This is a genomic window from Actinacidiphila alni (assembly GCF_900112845.1).
Lineage (GTDB): Bacteria > Actinomycetota > Actinomycetes > Streptomycetales > Streptomycetaceae > Actinacidiphila > Actinacidiphila alni.
In genome coordinates this window covers 147,507-164,941 of the sequence record NZ_FONG01000002.1, presented here as the reverse complement: position 1 = coordinate 164,941, position 17,435 = coordinate 147,507, and the positions used below count along the sequence as shown (strand labels likewise).

17 protein-coding genes are annotated in these 17,435 nt (G+C 72.9%); 11 read left to right on the top strand and 6 right to left on the bottom strand.

Features of this window, described 5'->3' with window-relative positions; translation table 11 throughout:
• Window positions 1-202: 202 nt before the first annotated feature.
• Window positions 203-388: a hypothetical protein gene (locus BM076_RS03575; protein WP_143120516.1), complete on the top strand. Its 186-nt coding sequence runs from the start codon at window positions 203-205 to the stop codon at window positions 386-388.
• Window positions 389-416: 28 nt separating this feature from the next.
• Here BM076_RS03575 and BM076_RS03570 read toward each other — a convergent pair whose 3' ends face one another.
• Window positions 417-2,405 carry a TerD family protein gene (locus BM076_RS03570; RefSeq protein WP_093711863.1) on the bottom strand — a complete coding sequence of 663 codons (1,989 nt, stop codon included), beginning with the start codon at window positions 2,403-2,405 and terminating at the stop codon, window positions 417-419.
• Window positions 2,406-2,652: 247 nt separating this feature from the next.
• Between BM076_RS03570 and BM076_RS03565 the strand changes: the two genes are divergently transcribed.
• On the top strand, window positions 2,653-3,411 hold the full coding sequence (locus BM076_RS03565) for a class I SAM-dependent methyltransferase (RefSeq protein WP_093711862.1): 759 nt from the start codon (window positions 2,653-2,655) through the stop codon (window positions 3,409-3,411).
• Window positions 3,412-3,583: 172 nt separating this feature from the next.
• Here BM076_RS03565 and BM076_RS03560 read toward each other — a convergent pair whose 3' ends face one another.
• Window positions 3,584-4,225, bottom strand: coding sequence for a hypothetical protein (locus BM076_RS03560; protein ID WP_093711861.1), 642 nt, complete (start codon window positions 4,223-4,225; stop codon window positions 3,584-3,586).
• Between the two features lie 325 nt (window positions 4,226-4,550).
• On the opposite strand from BM076_RS03560, the gene BM076_RS03555 reads away from it, so the two are divergent.
• From BM076_RS03555 to BM076_RS03530, 6 genes are all read left to right on the top strand, one after another.
• Window positions 4,551-5,906 (top strand): efflux RND transporter periplasmic adaptor subunit, encoded by a 1,356-nt coding sequence (locus BM076_RS03555; protein WP_177246310.1) that lies wholly within the window; start codon window positions 4,551-4,553, stop codon window positions 5,904-5,906.
• Entirely contained in the window at window positions 5,903-6,835 is a 933-nt protein-coding gene (locus BM076_RS03550) for an ABC transporter ATP-binding protein (RefSeq protein ID WP_093711859.1), read from the top strand. The genes BM076_RS03555 and BM076_RS03550 overlap by 4 nt, the downstream gene beginning before the upstream one ends.
• Window positions 6,832-8,070, top strand: coding sequence for an ABC transporter permease (locus tag BM076_RS03545; RefSeq protein ID WP_093711858.1), 1,239 nt, complete (start codon window positions 6,832-6,834; stop codon window positions 8,068-8,070). Before BM076_RS03550 ends, BM076_RS03545 begins: the two co-directional genes overlap by 4 nt.
• A gap of 67 nt (window positions 8,071-8,137) precedes the next feature.
• Window positions 8,138-8,956, top strand: coding sequence for a hypothetical protein (locus tag BM076_RS03540; protein WP_143120515.1), 819 nt, complete (start codon window positions 8,138-8,140; stop codon window positions 8,954-8,956).
• A 112-nt stretch (window positions 8,957-9,068) separates the two neighbouring features.
• Window positions 9,069-9,812, top strand: coding sequence for a response regulator transcription factor (locus BM076_RS03535; RefSeq protein ID WP_093711856.1), 744 nt, complete (start codon window positions 9,069-9,071; stop codon window positions 9,810-9,812).
• Between the two features lie 23 nt (window positions 9,813-9,835).
• Window positions 9,836-11,371: a sensor histidine kinase gene (locus BM076_RS03530; RefSeq protein ID WP_245795698.1), complete on the top strand. Its 1,536-nt coding sequence runs from the start codon at window positions 9,836-9,838 to the stop codon at window positions 11,369-11,371.
• Window positions 11,372-11,732: 361 nt separating this feature from the next.
• Here BM076_RS03530 and BM076_RS03525 read toward each other — a convergent pair whose 3' ends face one another.
• A complete protein-coding gene (locus BM076_RS03525; RefSeq protein ID WP_093711855.1) occupies window positions 11,733-12,740 on the bottom strand; it encodes an aldo/keto reductase in 1,008 nt (335 codons plus the stop codon).
• Between the two features lie 96 nt (window positions 12,741-12,836).
• The gene (locus BM076_RS03520; protein ID WP_093711854.1) at window positions 12,837-13,217 is read right to left on the bottom strand and encodes a hypothetical protein; all 381 of its coding nucleotides are present in this window, start codon (window positions 13,215-13,217) and stop codon (window positions 12,837-12,839) included.
• A 175-nt stretch (window positions 13,218-13,392) separates the two neighbouring features.
• Here BM076_RS03520 and BM076_RS03515 point away from each other — a divergent pair, with 175 nt between their 5' ends.
• From BM076_RS03515 to BM076_RS03505, 3 genes are all read left to right on the top strand, one after another.
• Entirely contained in the window at window positions 13,393-14,406 is a 1,014-nt protein-coding gene (locus BM076_RS03515; RefSeq protein ID WP_093711853.1) for an acetamidase/formamidase family protein, read from the top strand.
• Between the two features lie 84 nt (window positions 14,407-14,490).
• The gene (locus BM076_RS03510) at window positions 14,491-15,474 is read left to right on the top strand and encodes an aldo/keto reductase (RefSeq protein ID WP_093711852.1); all 984 of its coding nucleotides are present in this window, start codon (window positions 14,491-14,493) and stop codon (window positions 15,472-15,474) included.
• 89 nt (window positions 15,475-15,563) lie between these two features.
• Window positions 15,564-16,016, top strand: coding sequence for a type II toxin-antitoxin system PemK/MazF family toxin (locus tag BM076_RS03505; RefSeq protein ID WP_093711851.1), 453 nt, complete (start codon window positions 15,564-15,566; stop codon window positions 16,014-16,016).
• 123 nt (window positions 16,017-16,139) lie between these two features.
• On the opposite strand, the gene BM076_RS03500 is transcribed toward BM076_RS03505, so the two are convergent.
• Together BM076_RS03500 and BM076_RS03495 are read right to left on the bottom strand one after the other, a co-directional pair.
• Complete coding sequence (locus BM076_RS03500; RefSeq protein WP_093711850.1) at window positions 16,140-16,316, bottom strand: antitoxin; 177 nt, start codon at window positions 16,314-16,316, stop codon at window positions 16,140-16,142.
• A 137-nt stretch (window positions 16,317-16,453) separates the two neighbouring features.
• On the bottom strand, window positions 16,454-17,398 hold the full coding sequence (locus BM076_RS03495) for a MerR family transcriptional regulator (protein WP_407640611.1): 945 nt from the start codon (window positions 17,396-17,398) through the stop codon (window positions 16,454-16,456).
• Window positions 17,399-17,435 lie beyond the last annotated feature (37 nt).

Here is a 17,435-nt window from a genome sequence, read left to right as displayed (position 1 = left end):
CGATGTGACCGGCGTACGTGTGACGCCCGTCACCCCACCTCTTCGCGTACGTCCGCTGTGCGGCAGGCGATCGTGGCCGCCGCCCTGTTCCCCGCGACGGCGGGCGACCTCAAGTTCGGCTCAGATGACGGTTGAGGCCGCCGGCGCGGGAGCACACTGCGAGTACGAGGCGGAAGTCTCTGCCGAGACGGGGGTGAACGACATGAAGGCATGGCTCGCACGCAAGGGCGGCAGGCTGCTCGACATGATGTCGGAGCGGCGCCGCATCGCGAAGTACACGGACCCGGAGGCCCACCGCAGGATGGCGCCGGACCGCGACGCGCTGCTGCCGTACAACCACTCGCGGACCTCGATCCCGCCGATGGGCGGCATCGGCTCCGGTTCGTGACGCCCGCGCCCCGCCGCGCCTGCGGTTCCTAGGGCCGGGCGCGGCGCAGCGCGGTGACGACGGTGTCGTGGAAGCGGTCGACCGCTTCGTCCACGCTGCGGATGAAGCCGGTCTCCGCGGTGCCGCGGGTGCTGCCCATGCCCTTGAAGAGGGAGAGGCGGAAGCCGGTGATGGTGGCGCCGTCCTTCGGGAGCAGGTCAGCGGGCTCCGGGCGGAGCCGCTCCAGGGTGCCGCGCGGGCCGCCGCCGCGGCCGTCGACCAGGGTTTCCACGTGCAAGTCGGCCGGGGCCTCGGGGAGTTGGCGTACCAGACGCTTCGCCCAGGTCAGCGGTGAGCCCGCCGCGGGCGCCGGGATCTCCAGCGACGTCCGCAGCTTGCTGGTGCGCAGGTCCGCGGTCAGGCCGAGTACGCCCGGGCTGTCCTCGATCCGCAACTCCGCCTGGAGCCGCCCCTCCCGGCACAGCCGGTCCGCGAGCGCGGCCCGCCGCTCGGCCGGGTCCGTACCGCGCTTGACCCGCTGCACGGGCAGCACCTTCTGGCCCAGCTCGCCGCCGAGACGCAGGCACACCTGGCGGATCAGCCGCTCCCAGTTGGCGACCACGTCCACCGCGCGGGGGTCGCCCTCGCACAGCGTCTCCTCGTCGATGCCGCGGCGCACCGGCACCCATGCCGGGCCCATGTTCTGGAAGCCGTGGCAGCCCGAATTCTCGTGCTGGAGGTAGTACAGCAACTCCTGGAGCAGCCACGCGTGCGCCGCGTTCCCCACGCCCTCGTGCCGGATCAGCATCTGCGCCTGATGCGTGACCTCCGCCCACGACAGGTGCCACAGCGCCACCTTGTGCTTGCGCCTGCCGTCCATCTTCACGTCCACCAGTGGACTGCCGTCCAGGGCCACGTCGTTCGACAGCGTGATCACCGCTTCGTACGCGCGGCGGCCCGCGATGTCCACGTAGTCCTGCACCTGGGCGGCCTTCAGCGGATTGCCGTTGGTCTTCGTCTCGACCAGCGCCGTCCACAATTTCCCGGCCCGCTCCACCCGGATCAGTCCGTCCGGCCGCTTCGGACTCTCCCCGCCGTGCGGCAGTGCCACCTCGGTGTAGGTCTCCATCCGCCCGGCGGGCGCGCCGAAACCGGCCGTCAACCGCCGCCCGAACTCCGGGACTTGTGCCATCACGGAGAGCAGCACGGAGGTCGCCCGCGTCTCGCGCTCGTGGTCGCTCTTGAGGGTGCCGACGGGGAAGAGCCGTGCCATGCGCCAGGAGTCGTTCTCGGCCAGGGACTTGCGGGTGACGGCCGGGAGCGTGACCTTCTTGCGGGCCGTACGGGGGCGACGCTTGGCGGGTGCGGTCGGTTGCGCGGCGGGCGGGGTGAGCGTCTTCGGCGGCTCGGCCGCCGCGCCGAGTGCGGCTTCCGGTGCGTCGGGCGCCGCTTCCAGGGCTGCGGCCGGTTCCTCCCCGTCGACCGTCTCGTCCTCGTCGTCGACGTCGATGCCGAAGTCCGTTGCCAGGCCCGCGAGTCCGGAGTCGTAGCCCTGGCCGACGGCGCGGAATTTCCAGCCTCCGTCGCGCCGGTACAGCTCACCGAAGATCACCGCGCTGATCGCGCCCGCGTCCTCGATGGCGAAGCGCAGGAGGGCGTCGCCGACGCGGTCGGCGAGGGTCAGGCACAGGTCGTCCAGGTCGCCGAAGCGGGCGCCGGCGTAGCGGCTGGCCGCCAGGACGATGCGGGACACCTCCGGCGGGACGGCGGTGAGGTCCAGGCTGATGCGGTCCTCGCTGCCGGACTCGGTCGGCGTCTTGCCGAGGAGCTGGACGCTGCCGTCCGGGGCGGCGGGGTTGTTGTAGAAGTAGAAGTCGCCGTCCCCGCGGACCTTGCCGTCCGCGTCGAGCAGCAGCACCGACACATCGGCGTCCCCGTCACCGCCGGCGCTGCTCCACGCGAGGCTGACGACCACCGCCCCCGCGTCCTCGCTCAACGCCGCGAGCCCGACGTTCCCACCCTTGACCATTTCGTGCATGCGGCCCCCCACAGGCTGTGACGCAGCGCACATCGTCCGTGCGTGCCAGCACGATAGCGCCGCAATTCCTCCTCGTGGCCCCGTTCGACCGGCCCTTTGCTGATGTGAGCGCATTAAGGAGCACATGTGCCCCGGCGGGCGAGGGTGAGGCAACCGGGTGAAGTCCCGCGCGGTGGCGCGGTCTTGTGGTGGGGTGGTAGCCCAACTATCGTCGCGATATATCAGGTTGATATATCGGGGAGATGCGATGAAACCGATCGACTACGACAAGGTGCAGTACAAGGACTACGCGCGCGGTCGGGCCGTCAACGCGGAGCAACTGCGGGTCTGGGTCGATGCCTTCGCGGCCGTACTGCCCGAGGGGCGTCCTCTTGACGGGCTCGATCTCGGCTCCGGGACCGGTCGTTTCACGCCCGCGCTGGCCGACGCTTTCGGGCCCGTCACGGGGGTCGAGCCCTCCGTCCGGATGCGTGAGGTCGCCCTTGGCGGGCCGCCGCATCCCGGGGTGCGGTACGTGGCCGGGGCCGCCGAGGCGATTCCGTTGGCGTTGGGCAGTGTGGACTACGCCCTGATGTTCCTGTCCTGGCACCACGTACCCGACAAGGCCGCGGCGGTACGGGAGTTGGGGCGCGTCCTGCGGCCCGGGGGGCGGCTTCTGCTGCGCGGCAATTTCCGCGACCACCATCCGCGGCCGTGGTGGCTCGAACACTTCCCCCGGGGGTACGAGGCCGACGCGGCGATCTTTCAGCCGCTGCACGAAGTCGTGGAGACCTTCACCTCCCGCGGGTGGCGGGTGCACGACTTCCGTACGGTCACGGAGCCTTCGGGCGGGACGCGGGCGGCCATGCTCGGGCGGCTGCGCCTGGGCACACTTTCCCTCTTCGGGCAGCTTTCGGCTTCCGAGGCCGAGGTCGGGCTCGCCCGTCTGGAGGCGGCGGTTGCCGCCGATCCCGATTCGCCCTCTCCGACCTTCGCCGAGCCTCTTCTCACCTTGCAGGTGGGCTGAGACCTCCTGCGGAGGGCGGTTCGTCAGGGGCTCAGCCCGCGTGGGGCTGCTGCTGACAAACCGCCCCCAGCGGGGCAGACGCTGTTTGTTTTTGCGACCACCGGCCCGGTGGTGGGTTGCTCGCGCAGTTCCCCGCGCCCCTAAAGGGGCGCCCTCTTCCGGACGAGGGGCGTCAGGTTGTGGAGGGGGAAGGGGAGCGGGTGGGGAGGAGGGGTTTGCAGGTGGTGTAGGCCTTGGCCGTCTTCGGGTCGGAGGTGTCGAGGGAGCCGAAGGCGCCGGCGCGGCGGTTGGTGGCGCCGGGGGAGGGGGTGGGAAGAGTGACCCCGTGGTCCTTGAGGCAACTGGTGAAAGCCTGGAAGGCGGAACTGTCGCCGCCACCGGGACCGCCGCCCCGACCGTTGAACTGCGGCCGCAGCGACTTGCACGCGTCGAGCGCCTTCTGCGTGGCCGGATCGGCGGACTCCCCGCCGAAGCCGCCCCCGAAGCCGCCCGGAAAACCTCCGCTCGGCCGGCCGGAAGGACGCCCCGACGGACGGGCGCCGCCCGACGGCCGCCCCGAGAAGGAGGGCATCTTCACCCCGTGCTGCGACAGGCAGTCCCGGTAGGCCGCCATGTCCTTGGCCCCGCCCGAGCCCGAGGCGGAGCCGGAAGCCGAGACGGAGCCGGCCGGCTTGGCGGCGGAGCCGCCGGAGGAACCGGAGCCGGAGGACGACGAGCACGCCGTCACCAGAAGCGCGCCCGAGGCGAGGACGGCGACGCAAGCGCCCGCCCGCAGCGCGGACCGCGCCGAGCGGGAAGAGGTCGGCAAGGACATGACCGTGGTCTCCTCGGGAAGGGACGGCGAGAACGGATGGCGCCGCCGACCCACGCGTACACGCGGGACACGCGTACTCATGAGTGGCGGCGCATGAGTGAATCGCCGCGACTTAGGGGCCACCCGGGCGCGAGCTGTGAGTTTCCGGGGAGTCACGGCCCGCAAAGCGGCCGGAAAAGCCCGGCTCGCGCCGGAAAACGGTCCCGTTCGTAACGAAAAGCCGGATCCATACCCCGGAGAGGCCCAGCGGCAGGCGCCCCCATTCCCAGGAAACTCCCAGCCTTCTCCCAGGGCTTCAAAGGCGTCGGCGGCCAGGATGCGCGCCATGAAGGTGCTTCCACGGCGGCGCAGGGCCGCCCTGATCAACTCGGTGCTCGGCGTGGTGGTCCTCGCGGGCGCCGGCGGCGCCTGGGCCGCGGTCAACCACGACGACGGCAACTCCTCCCGGGGCGCGGGCGGTACGCGTACCGCGACGGTGTCCAAGGGGACGGTGCTGGCGACGGTCTCCGGGTCCGGGACGCTCGCCTCGCCCAGTGACGCGGGCGTGGACTTCACGACCGGCGGCACGCTCACCGAGGTCGACGTGAAACCGGGCGACAAGGTCACCAAGGGCCAGGTGCTGGCGAAGGTCGATCCGACCGACGCCAAGGAGACGCTCGCGCAGGACCAGGCGACGCTGACGGCGGCCCAGGCCAATCTGGACAAGGCCGAACAGGGCACGCTCGTCAACTCAGGCTCGACCACAGGGAGTTCCGGGAGCAGCGGCGGACGCGACGCCGTATCGACCCCGACCGCGACCCCGTCCCCCACCTACACCGTGGACGCCTCCCAGGTCGCCCAGGCGCAGGCCCAGGTGACGCAGGCGCAGAACGCCGTGGACGCCGACCAGCGCGCGGTGGACGGCACGACGCTGAAGGCTCCGGTGGACGGCACCGTCGCCTCGGTGTCGGCGGCCAAGGGCCAGACCGTCTCGGGCACCGGCGGCAACGGCACCAGCTCCGGCTCCGGCCAGGGATCGAGCGCCAACTCCTCCTCCAGCAGCAGCAGTTCGAGCAGCTCGACGCCGTCCGGCTTCATCGTGTTGACCAACCCCACCGGTATGCAGGTGACCGCGGACTTCTCCGAGGCCGACTCGCTGAAGGTCAAGGCGGGCCAGGCGGCCACCGTGACGCTCAACGCGCAGTCCGGCACGGTGCTCAACGCCAAGGTGCTGTCGGTGAGTTCGCTGCCGGTCAGCAGCGGCAGCGGTACGGGCGGCGGCGGGAGCAGCAGCGCGGTGCAGTACGCGGCGACGCTCGCCATCACCAGCCCCACCGACGGGCTGCGCACGGGGCTGAGCGCCAGCATCCAGGTGATCACCGGATCGGCGTCCGGCGCGCTGAACGTACCGACCGCCGCGGTGTCCGGCACGGGCGCTAACCGTACGGTCACGGTGGTCAATTCGGACGGCAGCACGACCCGTACGGCCGTCACCGTCGGCGTCGAGGGCGACACCGCCGACCAGATCACCAGCGGCCTGAAGGAGGGCCAGCAGGTGCAGATCGCCACCGTGGCCTCCGCGGGCAACGGCGGTTTCCCGAGCGGCGCCTTCCCCGGCGGCCTCGGCGGCGGCGCGAACCGGCTCGGCGGCGGTGGCGGCGGGACCTTCCGCGGCGCCGGCGGCGGGGGTGGCCGCGGATGAGGCCCGGCCTGCGGCAGCGGCTCACCGGCGGCGGAAAGCCCGGCGGCCACCGCGCCACCGGCGGCACGGCCCGCGCCGAGGAGCAGGAGGAGATCCCGGGGACCGACGACGGCCCCTGGGGCCGCCCCCCGGTCATCGAGGTCCGCTCGCTGCTGAAGACGTACGGCCACGGCGACGCCGCCGTCCGCGCGCTCGGCGGCGCGCCCGACCCGGTGACCGGTGTCTCGCCCGGCGTCGACCTGCTGGTCGAACAGGGCGACATGGTGGCCGTGATGGGCAGTTCCGGCTCCGGCAAGTCGACGCTGATGAACATCCTCGGCTGCCTCGACGTGCCCACCGAGGGCCGCTATCTGCTGGACGGCATCGACGTCGGCGGCCTGGACGAGCACCAGCTCTCCCTCGTCCGCAACCGCAAGATCGGCTTCGTCTTCCAGTCGTTCAACCTCGTGCCGCGCACGCCCGCCCTCGCGCAGGTCGAACTCCCCCTCGCCTACGCGGGCGTGAAGTCCGCCGAGCGCAGGCGGCGCGCGCTGGCCGCGCTCGAACTGGTCGGGCTGGCCGACCGGGTCGGCCACCGGCCCAATGAACTGTCCGGCGGGCAGCAGCAACGCGTCGCCGTGGCAAGGGCGTTGGTCACCGCCCCGGCGATGCTGCTGGCCGACGAGCCGACCGGAAACCTCGACAGCCACAGCACCGAGGAGGTCCTCGCCGTCGTCGACCGGCTCAACGCCTCCGGCCGCACCGTCGTCCTGATCACCCACGAGGACGAGGTCGCCCGGCACGCCAAGCGGGTGATCACCCTGGTCGACGGCCAAGTGGTGCGCGACGTACGGCAGGCGCCGGCCGACGGCCCGCCGCCCGCGCTGCGCGACCCGGCCGGTTTCCTGTCCGCGGCGCCGCACGCCCTGACGCGCGGAGGCGCCGTATGAACCCGCTGGAAACGCTGCGCTTCGCCGTCGGCGGCCTGGCCGCCAACAAGGTGCGCTCCGCGCTGACCATGCTCGGCGTCCTCATCGGCGTCGCCGCCGTGATCATCCTGCTCGCGGTCGGCAACGGCTCCTCGCAGTCGGTCAAGGACTCCATCGAGAAGCTCGGCACCAACGCCCTGACCGTCTCCTCCGGCACGGGCTTCGGCGGGGGCGGCGCGGGCGGCGGCCAGTCCTCGTCGGCGGCGACCACCGTCAAACCGCTGACCGTGGACGACGCGCGGGCGCTGGCCGACCCGAGCAGCGCTCCGCACATCGAGTCGGTCGCCCCCGAGGTCACCTCGTCCTCGCAGACCGCCCTCTACGACGGCGCCTCGCACGACGTGTCGCAGGTCGTCGGCACCTACCCGGCGTATTTCAAGACGTCCAACAGCAAGGTGGGCAAGGGCGATTACTTCAGCGCCGACGATGTGCTCAACTCCCGCAAGGTGGCGGTGATCGGCTCGACCACGGCCACCGACCTGTTCGGCACGGCGAATCCGGTCGGAAAGAAGATCGTGCTGGGCGGCACGCCGTTCACGGTGGTCGGGGTGCTGGAGGCCAAGGGCGGCACCGGCTTCCAGGACCCGGACGACGTGGTGGTGGCGCCGCTGCCGACCGTGCAGAACGCGTTCACCGGCTTCGGCTCGGTCAGCCAGATCCTGGTCGAGGCGACATCGGCGGGCGCCACCACGCAGGCGCAGAACGAGATCACCACGGTGCTGATGGGCACGCACGGCATCAAGGACGCCAACGCGCTGGACTTCCGGATCAGCAGCCAGCAGTCGCTGCTGAGCACGCAGTCCGACACCAACAAGACGTTCACGGTGCTGCTCGGCGCGGTCGCCGCGATCTCGCTGCTGGTCGGCGGGATCGGCATCACCAACATCATGCTGGTCACCGTCACTGAGCGGACCCGGGAGATCGGCATCCGCAAGGCGATCGGCGCGCCCCGGGGCGTGATCCTCGGGCAGTTCCTCGCCGAGTCGACGCTGCTGTCGCTGATCGGCGGCGGACTCGGGGTGGTGGCCGGGCTGATCGGCTCGCGCTTCACGATCGTCGGCATCAAACCGGTGATCATCCCGGAGTCGGTGTGGGGCGCCTTCGCCATCGCGGTCGCCATCGGCCTGTTCTTCGGCGGCTACCCCGCCAACCGGGCGGCGGCGCTGCGCCCGATCGAGGCGCTGCGCCATGAGTAGCCGGCCCCCGCACAGCACGTCGGCCCGGCCCAGGACGAAGGAACGAAGGAAACAGGGAGACACGGACATGGCACGACGCCGTAGTGAGCTGGTGAGGGCCGACGCCGACACGGAGGTGCTGCCGTCCGTCCCGGAGCCGGAGTCCGGCATCGGTGAGGTCGAACTCGTCCGTGAACAGGGTGAGTTGGTGCCCGCCGCCGGTCCTGAGGACATCCTCGCCGAGCCGCCGGACGCGCGGGACATCTCCGCCGAGCTGAGCGCGCCGCCGCGCCGCAAACTGCCGTGGCTGACGCTGCTGCTGTCGGCGGGCGTGGTCGCCGCGGCGGCCTTCGCGGGCGGCGCCCTGGTGGAGAAGCACCACCTCAACGGGACGTCCGGCGGCGGCGGTTCGGCCGCGGCCCGCAATTTCGCCTCGGCCTTCGCGGGCGCGGGCGGCCGTACGGGAACGGGCTCCGGCACGGGTTCCGGTACGGGTACGGGCTCCGGTACGACACCGGGTGCGGGCGGCTTCCCCGGCGCCGGCGGCACGGCCGGTACGGGCGGCGGCAACGGCTCCGGCGTCACTATCGGCACGGTCAAACTCGTCGACGGCGACACGATCTACGTCACCGACGCCCAGGGCGGCATCGTCAAGGTCACCACCGGCAAGTCCACCAAGGTCACCGTCTCCAAGGACGGCAAGGCGTCCGACCTCCAGCCCGGCCAGAGCGTGACCGTACGCGGCAGCGCGAACTCCTCCGGCGACATCGCCGCCACGACCGTCACCGAGGGCGGCACGGCGAGCGGCTTCGGCGGCGGTTTCGGGGGCTTCGGCGGCCGGGGCGGCTCTGGCGGCGGCACCGGCGGCGGTACGGGTACGGCGGGCGGATCCGGCGGCGGCAACTGACCGGCCGGCCCCGTTCTCACAGGTCGGGAGCGTACGGTGCGAGACCGCCGCGGTGTCGCGGCGGCACCCGCACCGCGCAGGACGGGGCCCGGACGGGGCCCGGGAGGACTCCATGGACACGACGCCCGAGGCGAGCCTGCTGGTCGTCGACGACGAGCCCAACATCAGGGAGCTGCTCTCGGCGTCCCTGCGCTTCGTCGGCTTCAAAGTGGCCTCGGCCGCCTCGGGGGCGGACGCGCTGGCCGCCGTCGCCCGTGAGCGCCCCGACCTGGTCGTCCTCGATGTGATGCTGCCCGACATGACCGGTTTCGCGGTGGTGCGGCGGCTGCGCGAGGAGGCCGGGCCGCACGGGCGCGGGGCGGCCGGCGCCGCCGACCGCGACCGGCTGCCGGTCCTCTTCCTCACCGCCAAGGACGGTGTGGACGACAAGATCAGCGGCCTGACGGCGGGCGGCGACGACTACGTCACCAAACCGTTCAGCCTGGAGGAGCTGATCGCCCGCATCCGGGCGATCCTGCGCCGCACCGGCGGCCCCGCCGACGAGGGCCGGCTGGTCGCGGGCGACCTCGAACTGGACCAGACCGGCCACCAGGTGCTGCGCGCCGGACGCCCGGTCTCGCTGTCGCCGACCGAGTTCAAGCTGCTGGCCTACCTGATGGCCAACGCCGACCGCGTCGTGTCCAAGCTGCAGATCCTCGACCACGTGTGGGCGTACGACTTCGGCGGCGACCTCAGCATCGTCGAGTCCTACATCTCGTACGTGCGGCGCAAGGTCGACTCCGGCGCGGACGGCGCGCCCAAGCTGATCCACACCGTGCGGGGCGTCGGCTACGTGCTGCGCCGCCCGCAGGGCTGACCGCCGTGAGGCGCCCGCCCCGGGTGTCCGTGCGGCCGTCCGCGCTGTCGCTGCGCTCCCGGCTCGTCCTGCTCTCCCTCGTGCTGGTGCTGCTGGCGCTGGTCGTCAGCGACACCGTGGTGCTCGGCACCGTACGCGGCCAGCAGGTGCAGCGCGTCGACCAGCAGCTCCAGCGGTACGGCGAACCGCTCGCCCGCCGGCTGGGCACCGACGGGGTGCCCGCGCCCCGCTACGTACGGCCCGGCACCGGGTCGCCGCGGCCGTGGCTGCCGAGCCAGTTCGTGGTGGCCTTCGCGGCGGCCGACGGCACCGTCTCCGACCAGTTCCGGCTGCCGGTCTCCGCCGGGGATCCGCGGCCGCTGTGGCCGGACATGGACGCGGCGACCCTGCGGGCCCGGCTCGGCAAGCCCTTCGACGTGGCCAGCGACCACGGCGGCGGCCGGTGGCGGGTGCTGATCGAACCCGTCACCGCCGCCGGCGCGACCACCGGCAGTACCCGTACCACCCGTACGAGCGGCGGCGCGCTGCCCGCCGGGGTCGTCGTCGCGGCCTCCCTGGACGACGTGTCGTCCACCGCCGAGCATCTGCGGACCGCGTTCCTGCTGATCGGCGGGGCCGTCGTGGCGCTCCTCGGGATCGCCGGCTGGTTCGCCGTACGCGCCGGGCTGCGGCCGCTGCGGCGGATCGAGACGACCGCCGCCGAGATCGCGGCCGGGCGCCCGCTGTCGCACCGCATGCCCGCCGCGTCGCCGCGCACCGAGGCCGGGCGGCTGTCCACCGCGCTCAACGGCATGCTCGCCCAGATCGAGTCGGCCTTCGCCGCCCGCGCCGAGTCCGAGCAGCAGATGCGGCGCTTCGTCGCCGACGCCGGGCACGAGCTGCGCACACCGCTCGCCGGGATCCGCGGCTTCGCCGAGCTGTACCGGATGGGCGCGCTGCCCGACGAGGCCGACGTCAAGCGGACGATGGCGCGGATCGAGAGCGAGGCCGTACGGCTCGGCGGGCTCGTCGAGGACCTGCTCACCCTCGTACGGGCCGACGAGCAGCGGCCGCTCCAGCTCGCGCCGATGGACCTGCGGACCCTCGCCGTGGACGCGCTGCACGACACGACCGCGCTCGACCCGTCCCGGGCGGTCTCCCTCACCGGGCCCGGCGGGCCCGGCACCCCGCCCGGGCCCGCGCCCGTCCTCGGCGACGAGGCGCGCCTGCGGCAGGTCGTCGCCAATCTCGTCGGCAACGCCGTCGCACACACTCCCGCCGGTACGCCGATACGGATCGGGGTCGGCACGGTCGGGGGGCACGGGGTGCTCGAAGTAGCCGACTCCGGGGCGGGGCTCGCCCCCGAACAGGCCGCGCGGGTCTTCGAACGCTTCTATCGCGTGGACGCTTCCCGTAGTCGGCACGCCGGTGGGGGCGCCGGCCTCGGCCTCTCGATCTGTGCTTCTCTCGTGGCCGCGCACAGGGGCTATGTCGAGCTCGACACCGCTCCGGGCCGCGGCGCCCTCTTCCGCATCCGCCTCCCGTCGGCGGACGGTCCCCCTGCGGGGGGCGCCGAGTGATCCCCTGGCCGGGGGCGCCTGATCTCCTGCGGAGGGCGGTGCCCCTCCGGGGGTGGGGTGCGTGAGGTCTCCTGCGGAGGGCGGTGCCCCTCCGGGGATGGGGGCCCGTGAGGTCTTCTGCGGAGTGCGGTGAGTCAGGTCTTTTAGGGGCGCGGGGAACTGCGCGCTCAGCCCCCACCGGCCCGGTGGTCGCGAAACAAACAGCGTCTGCCCCGCTGGAGGCGGTTTTTTGTCTGAAGGCGCGCTGTGGCTGGGCGCGCAGTTCCCCGCGCCCCTGAGGGTGACCGTCCTCCGCCGGCGCGGCGCCGCGTTCCCGCGCCCCTAAAAGACATCGGGCACCGCCCCCTCGGCGGGGGGCCGGCTACCAGGCGAAGGCTTCTGGGGAGGGGCCGGGGCCCGGGAAGATTTTGTCGAGGGAGTCGAGGAGGTCGACGGAGAGGCCGAGGTCGAGAGCGCGGAGGGCGGAGCCCAGCTGCTCGGGGGTGCGGGGCCCGATGATGGGCCCGGTGACACCGGGCTGGGCGAGGAGCCAGGCGAGGGCGACCTCGCCGGGAGCGAGCCCGTGCGCGTCGCAAAGGTCCTCGTAGGACTGAACCTGCGCACGCACGACAGGATCGGCGAGGCCGCGCGCCGAGCGCCCGGCCTTGGTGCGGGCACCGGAACCGTCCCGCTCCTTGCGGAGCGCACCTCCGAGCAGCCCCTGGTGCAGCGGGGACCAGGGCACGACGCCGAGCCCGTACGCCCGGGCGGCCGGCAGGACGTCCATCTCGGCGCGCCGCTCGAAGAGATTGAACAGGCACTGCTCGCTGACGAGTCCGAGGGTGCCGCGCCGCGCGGCGGCCTCGTTGGCCTGCGCGATGTGCCAGCCGGCGAAGTTGCTGGAGGCGGCGTAGAGCACCTTGCCCTGCTGGACCAGGACGTCGACCGCCTGCCAGATCTCGTCCCAGGGCGTGGCCCGGTCGATGTGGTGGAACTGGTAGACGTCGATGTGGTCGGTGCCGAGCCGCCGCAGGCTCGCCTCGACCTCGCGCCGGATGTTGAGGGCGCTGAGCCGCTGGTGGTTGGGCCAGGGCGACTCCTGCCAGGCGTTGCCCTGCGTCATGTTGCCGTAGAGCTTGGTGGCCAGCACCACCTTGTCGCGCCGGTCACCGCCCTTGGCGAACCAGCTGCCGATGATCTCCTCGGTGAGGCCCTTGTGGTCGTCCTCGCCGTAGATGTTGGCGGTGTCGAAGAAGTTGATGCCCGCGTCCAGCGCGGCGTCCATGATCGCGTGGCTGTCGGCCTCGCCGGTCTGCGCGCCGAAGTTCATCGTGCCGAGCACGAGGCGGCTGGCCTTGAGACCGGTGCGTCCGAGCTGCGTGTACTCCATGGGTCCCCAGCCAACACCCTGGAGTGGACTCCATGGCAAGCACTTCCGTACCGGCGTCGGGACGGGAGCGTCGCGGGGCGTCCGCAGGCGTCGGGATCAGGCCGAGGCCGCCCACGGAAGCCCCGATTCGCGCAGATGCCGGGCGCGGTCCACGAATTCCACCAGCGCCACCCGCTGCCCCGGGCTCAGCTCACCGGCGAGCCCGGTCTCCCGGATGCGCGCGCTCAGCAGCAGGTCGTGGCTGTCGAGCACCCCCATCCCCGGCAGGGCACGTACCAGCGCCTCGACCCGGATGCCGGCCGCGTCCGCGTCGCCCGCCGCCGCCCGGCGCAGCACCCGCGACAGCCCGACCGGGCCCTCCGCCGCGACCTCGCTGAGCACCCTGGCCCGCCGGTGACTGGCCTCCCGGTCGGCGGGCCCCTCCGGGCCCTCCGGTTCGTCCGAGGCCCCGTGGTGCCGCGATCCGATGATCGTCATAACCCACCCACCTCGCCCGCTTCTCCGTATTCAGGGCATTTCCGCCCTCACTCCGCCGAGCGTACGCCCGTCCCCGCACCCCGCAAACGCCTTGCTCTCCGTGACCGTCCCGCTACCGGTGGGCGAACCGGCGGCCCCTGCCGTACGCACCACGGAACCCCTAGGCTGAACGGCCATGGGTGACCCGAGAATCGTGACCGTACGGCCCGAAGCAGGTTCCTACGCCTGGACGTTCGGCGGGGCGGCGCCCGTGGCGCGGGTGCGGCCGGGGGACGTCCTGGACGTGTTCACCGAGGACTGCTTCGCGGGGCGGGTGCGGTCCGCGAAGGACCTGGTCTCGCAGGTCTGCGAATTCCCGTACCTGAATCCGCAGACCGGGCCCTTCCACGTGGAGGGCGCGGAGCCCGGCGACACGCTGGCCGTGCACTTCGTGTCGATCGAGCCCGCCAGGGACTGGGCGGCGTCCACGACGGTGCCGCTGTTCGGCGCGCTGACCTCGACGCACACCACGGCCACCCTCCAGCCGCCGCTGCCCGAGGTGGTGTGGATGTGGGAGCTGGACCGCGAGCGGCGGACCTGCGCCTTCACCACCCGCGACGGCGGCATGCGGCTCGAACTGCCGATGGACCCGATGCACGGCACGGTCGGGGTCGCGCCGGCCAATCTGGAGGTGCGCTCCGCGCTCGTGCCCGACGCGCACGGCGGCAACATGGACACCCCGGAAATGCGCGTCGGCACCACCTGCTACCTGGGCGTCAATGTCGAGGGCGCGCTGCTCAGCCTCGGCGACGGGCACGCCCGGCAGGGCGAGGGCGAGACGTGCGGGGTCGCGGTGGAGTGCGCGATGAACACCGTGGTGGTCGTGGAACTGCTCAAGGGCGTCGCCACGCCCTGGCCGCGCCTGGAGTCCGACACGCACATCATCTCCACCGGCTCGGCCCGCCCGCTGGAGGACGCCTTCCGCATCGCCCAGCTCGACATGGTCCGCTGGCTCCAACGCGACTACGGCCTGGAGGAGTTGGACGCCTACCAGTTCCTCACGCAGGCGGGCGAGGCGCCGCTGGCCAATGTCTGCGACACCAACTACACGGCCGTCGCCAAGATCCGCAAGGACTGGCTCCCGCCGGGCACCCCGCACCGCGGCCTGCACCGCCAACTGCGGGACGCGGCCGCGGCCTTCGCCCGCTAGCGGCCCGTTCGGCGGCCCGTTCGGCTGCGCGCGCGGCGGCGCACGCAGCGGGTCACGCGCCGCCCGCGACGTACGATCGGCCGCATGGAACAGCGGATTCTTGGCAGGACCGGCCGCCCGGTGTCGGTCGTCGGGCTCGGTACGTGGCAGTTGGGCGCCGACTGGGGCGAGGTGCGCGAGGAGGACGCCTTCGCGGTGCTGGACGCAGCCGTCGAGGGCGGCGTCACCTTCTTCGACACCGCCGACGTGTACGGCGACGGCCGCAGCGAGCAGCTCATCGGCCGCTACCGCCGCGAGCGCCCGGACGCGGACCTCTTCGTCGCGACGAAGATGGGCCGCCGCGCCGAACAGACCCCGGAGAACTACGTCCTGGCCAACTTCCGTGCCTGGAACGACCGTTCGCGGGCGAATCTCGGCGTCGACACCCTCGACCTGGTGCAGCTGCACTGCCCGCCGACCGCCGTCTACTCCTCCGACGAGGTGTACGACGCGCTGGACACGCTGGTCGAGGAGCGGCGGATCGCCGCGTACGCGGTGAGCGTCGAGACCTGCGCGGAGGCGCTGACCGCGATCGCCCGGCCGGGCGTGGCGAGCGTGCAGATCATCCTCAACCCGTTCCGGCTCAAGCCGCTGGAGGAGGTGCTGCCGGCCGCCGCCGGGGCGGGCGTCGGCATCATCGCCCGGGTGCCGCTGGCCTCCGGCCTGCTCACCGGCAAGTACACGCGTGACACCGTCTTCGCCGCCGACGACCACCGCACGTACAACCGGCACGGCGAGGCGTTCGACCAGGGCGAGACCTTCTCCGGCGTCGACTTCGAGACGGGTCTCGAGGCCGCCGCCGAATTCGCCGCGCTCGCGTCCGGGGGCGCCACGCCCGCGCAGACGGCGCTGCGCTGGATCATCCAGCAGCCGGGCGTGACCAGCGTCATCCCCGGCGCCCGCAATGTCGCCCAGGCGCGGGCCAATGCCGCTGCCGCCGCGCTGCCGGCGCTGGACGACGACACGCTGAAGGCGGTGCGCGACCTGTACGACCGCCGCATCAGGGCCCAGGTGCACGGCCGTTGGTGACCCGGGCGGCCGGTCGTTCGTGACCCCGTGGCCCGGCCGGTGGTGACCCGGGCGTCCGCCGGACGCCCGGAGGGCCTACCGTCTGCGGGATGACTGCCAACGTTGAATCGCACGGCGAATTCCCCGGCGCCACCGGCCCGTACGCCACCACCGAGGCCGAACCCCGCGACGTGGGCCGGGTGCGGACGTCCTACGCGCCCGACCACGACGGCGACCCCGACCCCGGCGAAATCGTCTGGACCTGGGTGCCGTTCGAGGAGAACGACGGGCGCGGCAAGGACCGGCCGGTGCTGGTCGTGGCCCGCGAGGCGGCCGGCACGCTGCTGGCCGTGCAGCTGTCCAGCAAGCGGCACGACCACGACCGCGAGTGGGTGCCGATCGGCACCGGGCCGTGGGACCGCGAGGGCCGCGAGTCGTGGGTGTCGGTGGACCGGGTGCTGCGGCTGCACGAGCGCGGCATGCGGCGCGAGGCGTGCGCGCTGGACCGGGGCCGGTTCAATCTCGTCGTGAACCGGCTCAAGGAGCTGTACGGCTGGGTGTGACGTCCACCGCCGCGCAGTGGCCCGAGCCCGGGCCCGGACGCGGCTGTGTGCTCACCGGCGGCGGCCGGTGAGCACACGCCCCGCCCGTGGAGGTACGGCGCTCCGTGGGGCTACGGTGTCCGACTACTGCTGGTCGGAACGGCCGATCTGGTCGTTGAGCTTGTCCTGGACCTGGTCGACCTGGCCGCTGTACTTGCCCTGCGTCTTCTGGTCGACCATGTCGCCGGCCTTGTCGACACCCTTGCGGGCCTGGTCCTCGTGGCCCTTCAGCATGCCTTTGATCTTGTCGAGCATGGACATGGCTGCCCTCCTTGGGGGAACGCCTTGCTCTCCCCGTTGCCCTCCCAGCATCGCCGCACCCGCCGGATTCCGCATTCCGGGCGTATCCATACGGGTCGGGCCGGTCTCCAGGAAGCCGACGATCCCGTACCGGACGATCAGGCGGCCCGCGCGTTCCCTTCGGCGAGCGCCGCCAGCAGCCAGTCGTGCGTGCTGCCCGGGGTCGGCTCGCCGGGCCCGAACAGCTCGCCCGCGAGCTGCCAGTAGCGGTCGATCCGCGGGTCGGCGCCGAGGACCCCGCCGAGGCCGCGGCGGAAGGCGGGCGTGTCCCGTACCCCGCGCGCGTCGGCGTACGCGGCGACGAAGCAGTCCAGCGCCTCGCCCTCGCGCGGCGCCCGCCCGGCCCGCATCCGTACGCCCGCCAGGCCGTACGCCTCGATCAGTCCGTCGTAGAGGACATCGGGCCGGTAGCCGTCGGAGGTGCTGTGCGCGGCGGGCTGCGTACGCTCCCGTGCCGAGCCGTCGCAGCCGCCGGTGACCAGGGCGTGCAGCCGCGCGAAGGTCAGTGCCTGGTCCGGGGTCGGCGCTTCGGGCAGCGGCGGGATCGTCCCGTTCAGGACGGCCGTGACCAGGCGGGCGGGCAGCCGCGGTGGCAGCCAGCGCCGCCAGAAACGCGCCAGCGCGGCCGTACTCGGCGGCGCCGGCACCGCGCCCACCAGCAGCAGCCGCTCGGCCCGCTCGCCCGGCGGGCAGTCCTGGAGGGTGCGCAGCGCCGCCTCGCGCCAGCGCAGCGCGGCCAGGCCCGAGCCGATCTCGCGCAGCCGGCCGTCGATCACCTCGGCCATGACGTCGGTGAGGCCGTCGTCCGCCTCCTGCTCCCCGTCCAGCACCCGGACGACCTCCGGGACCGCGAGGCCGAGGGCGCGCAGCGCGCGGATCGTCCGCAGCCGTTCGAGCGCGCCGGGCCCGTACCTGCGGTGGCCGCCGCTGCTGCGGGCCGCCTCGGGGAGCAGGCCGCGGTCGGAGTAGAAGCGGACCGTCTTGACGGTGACGTGTGCCTGCTCGGCGAGTTCGCCGATGGTCCACATGCGGTCGGGCGGCACGGCTTGAACCTCCCTCAGGGGGAGTTCCTACGGTACC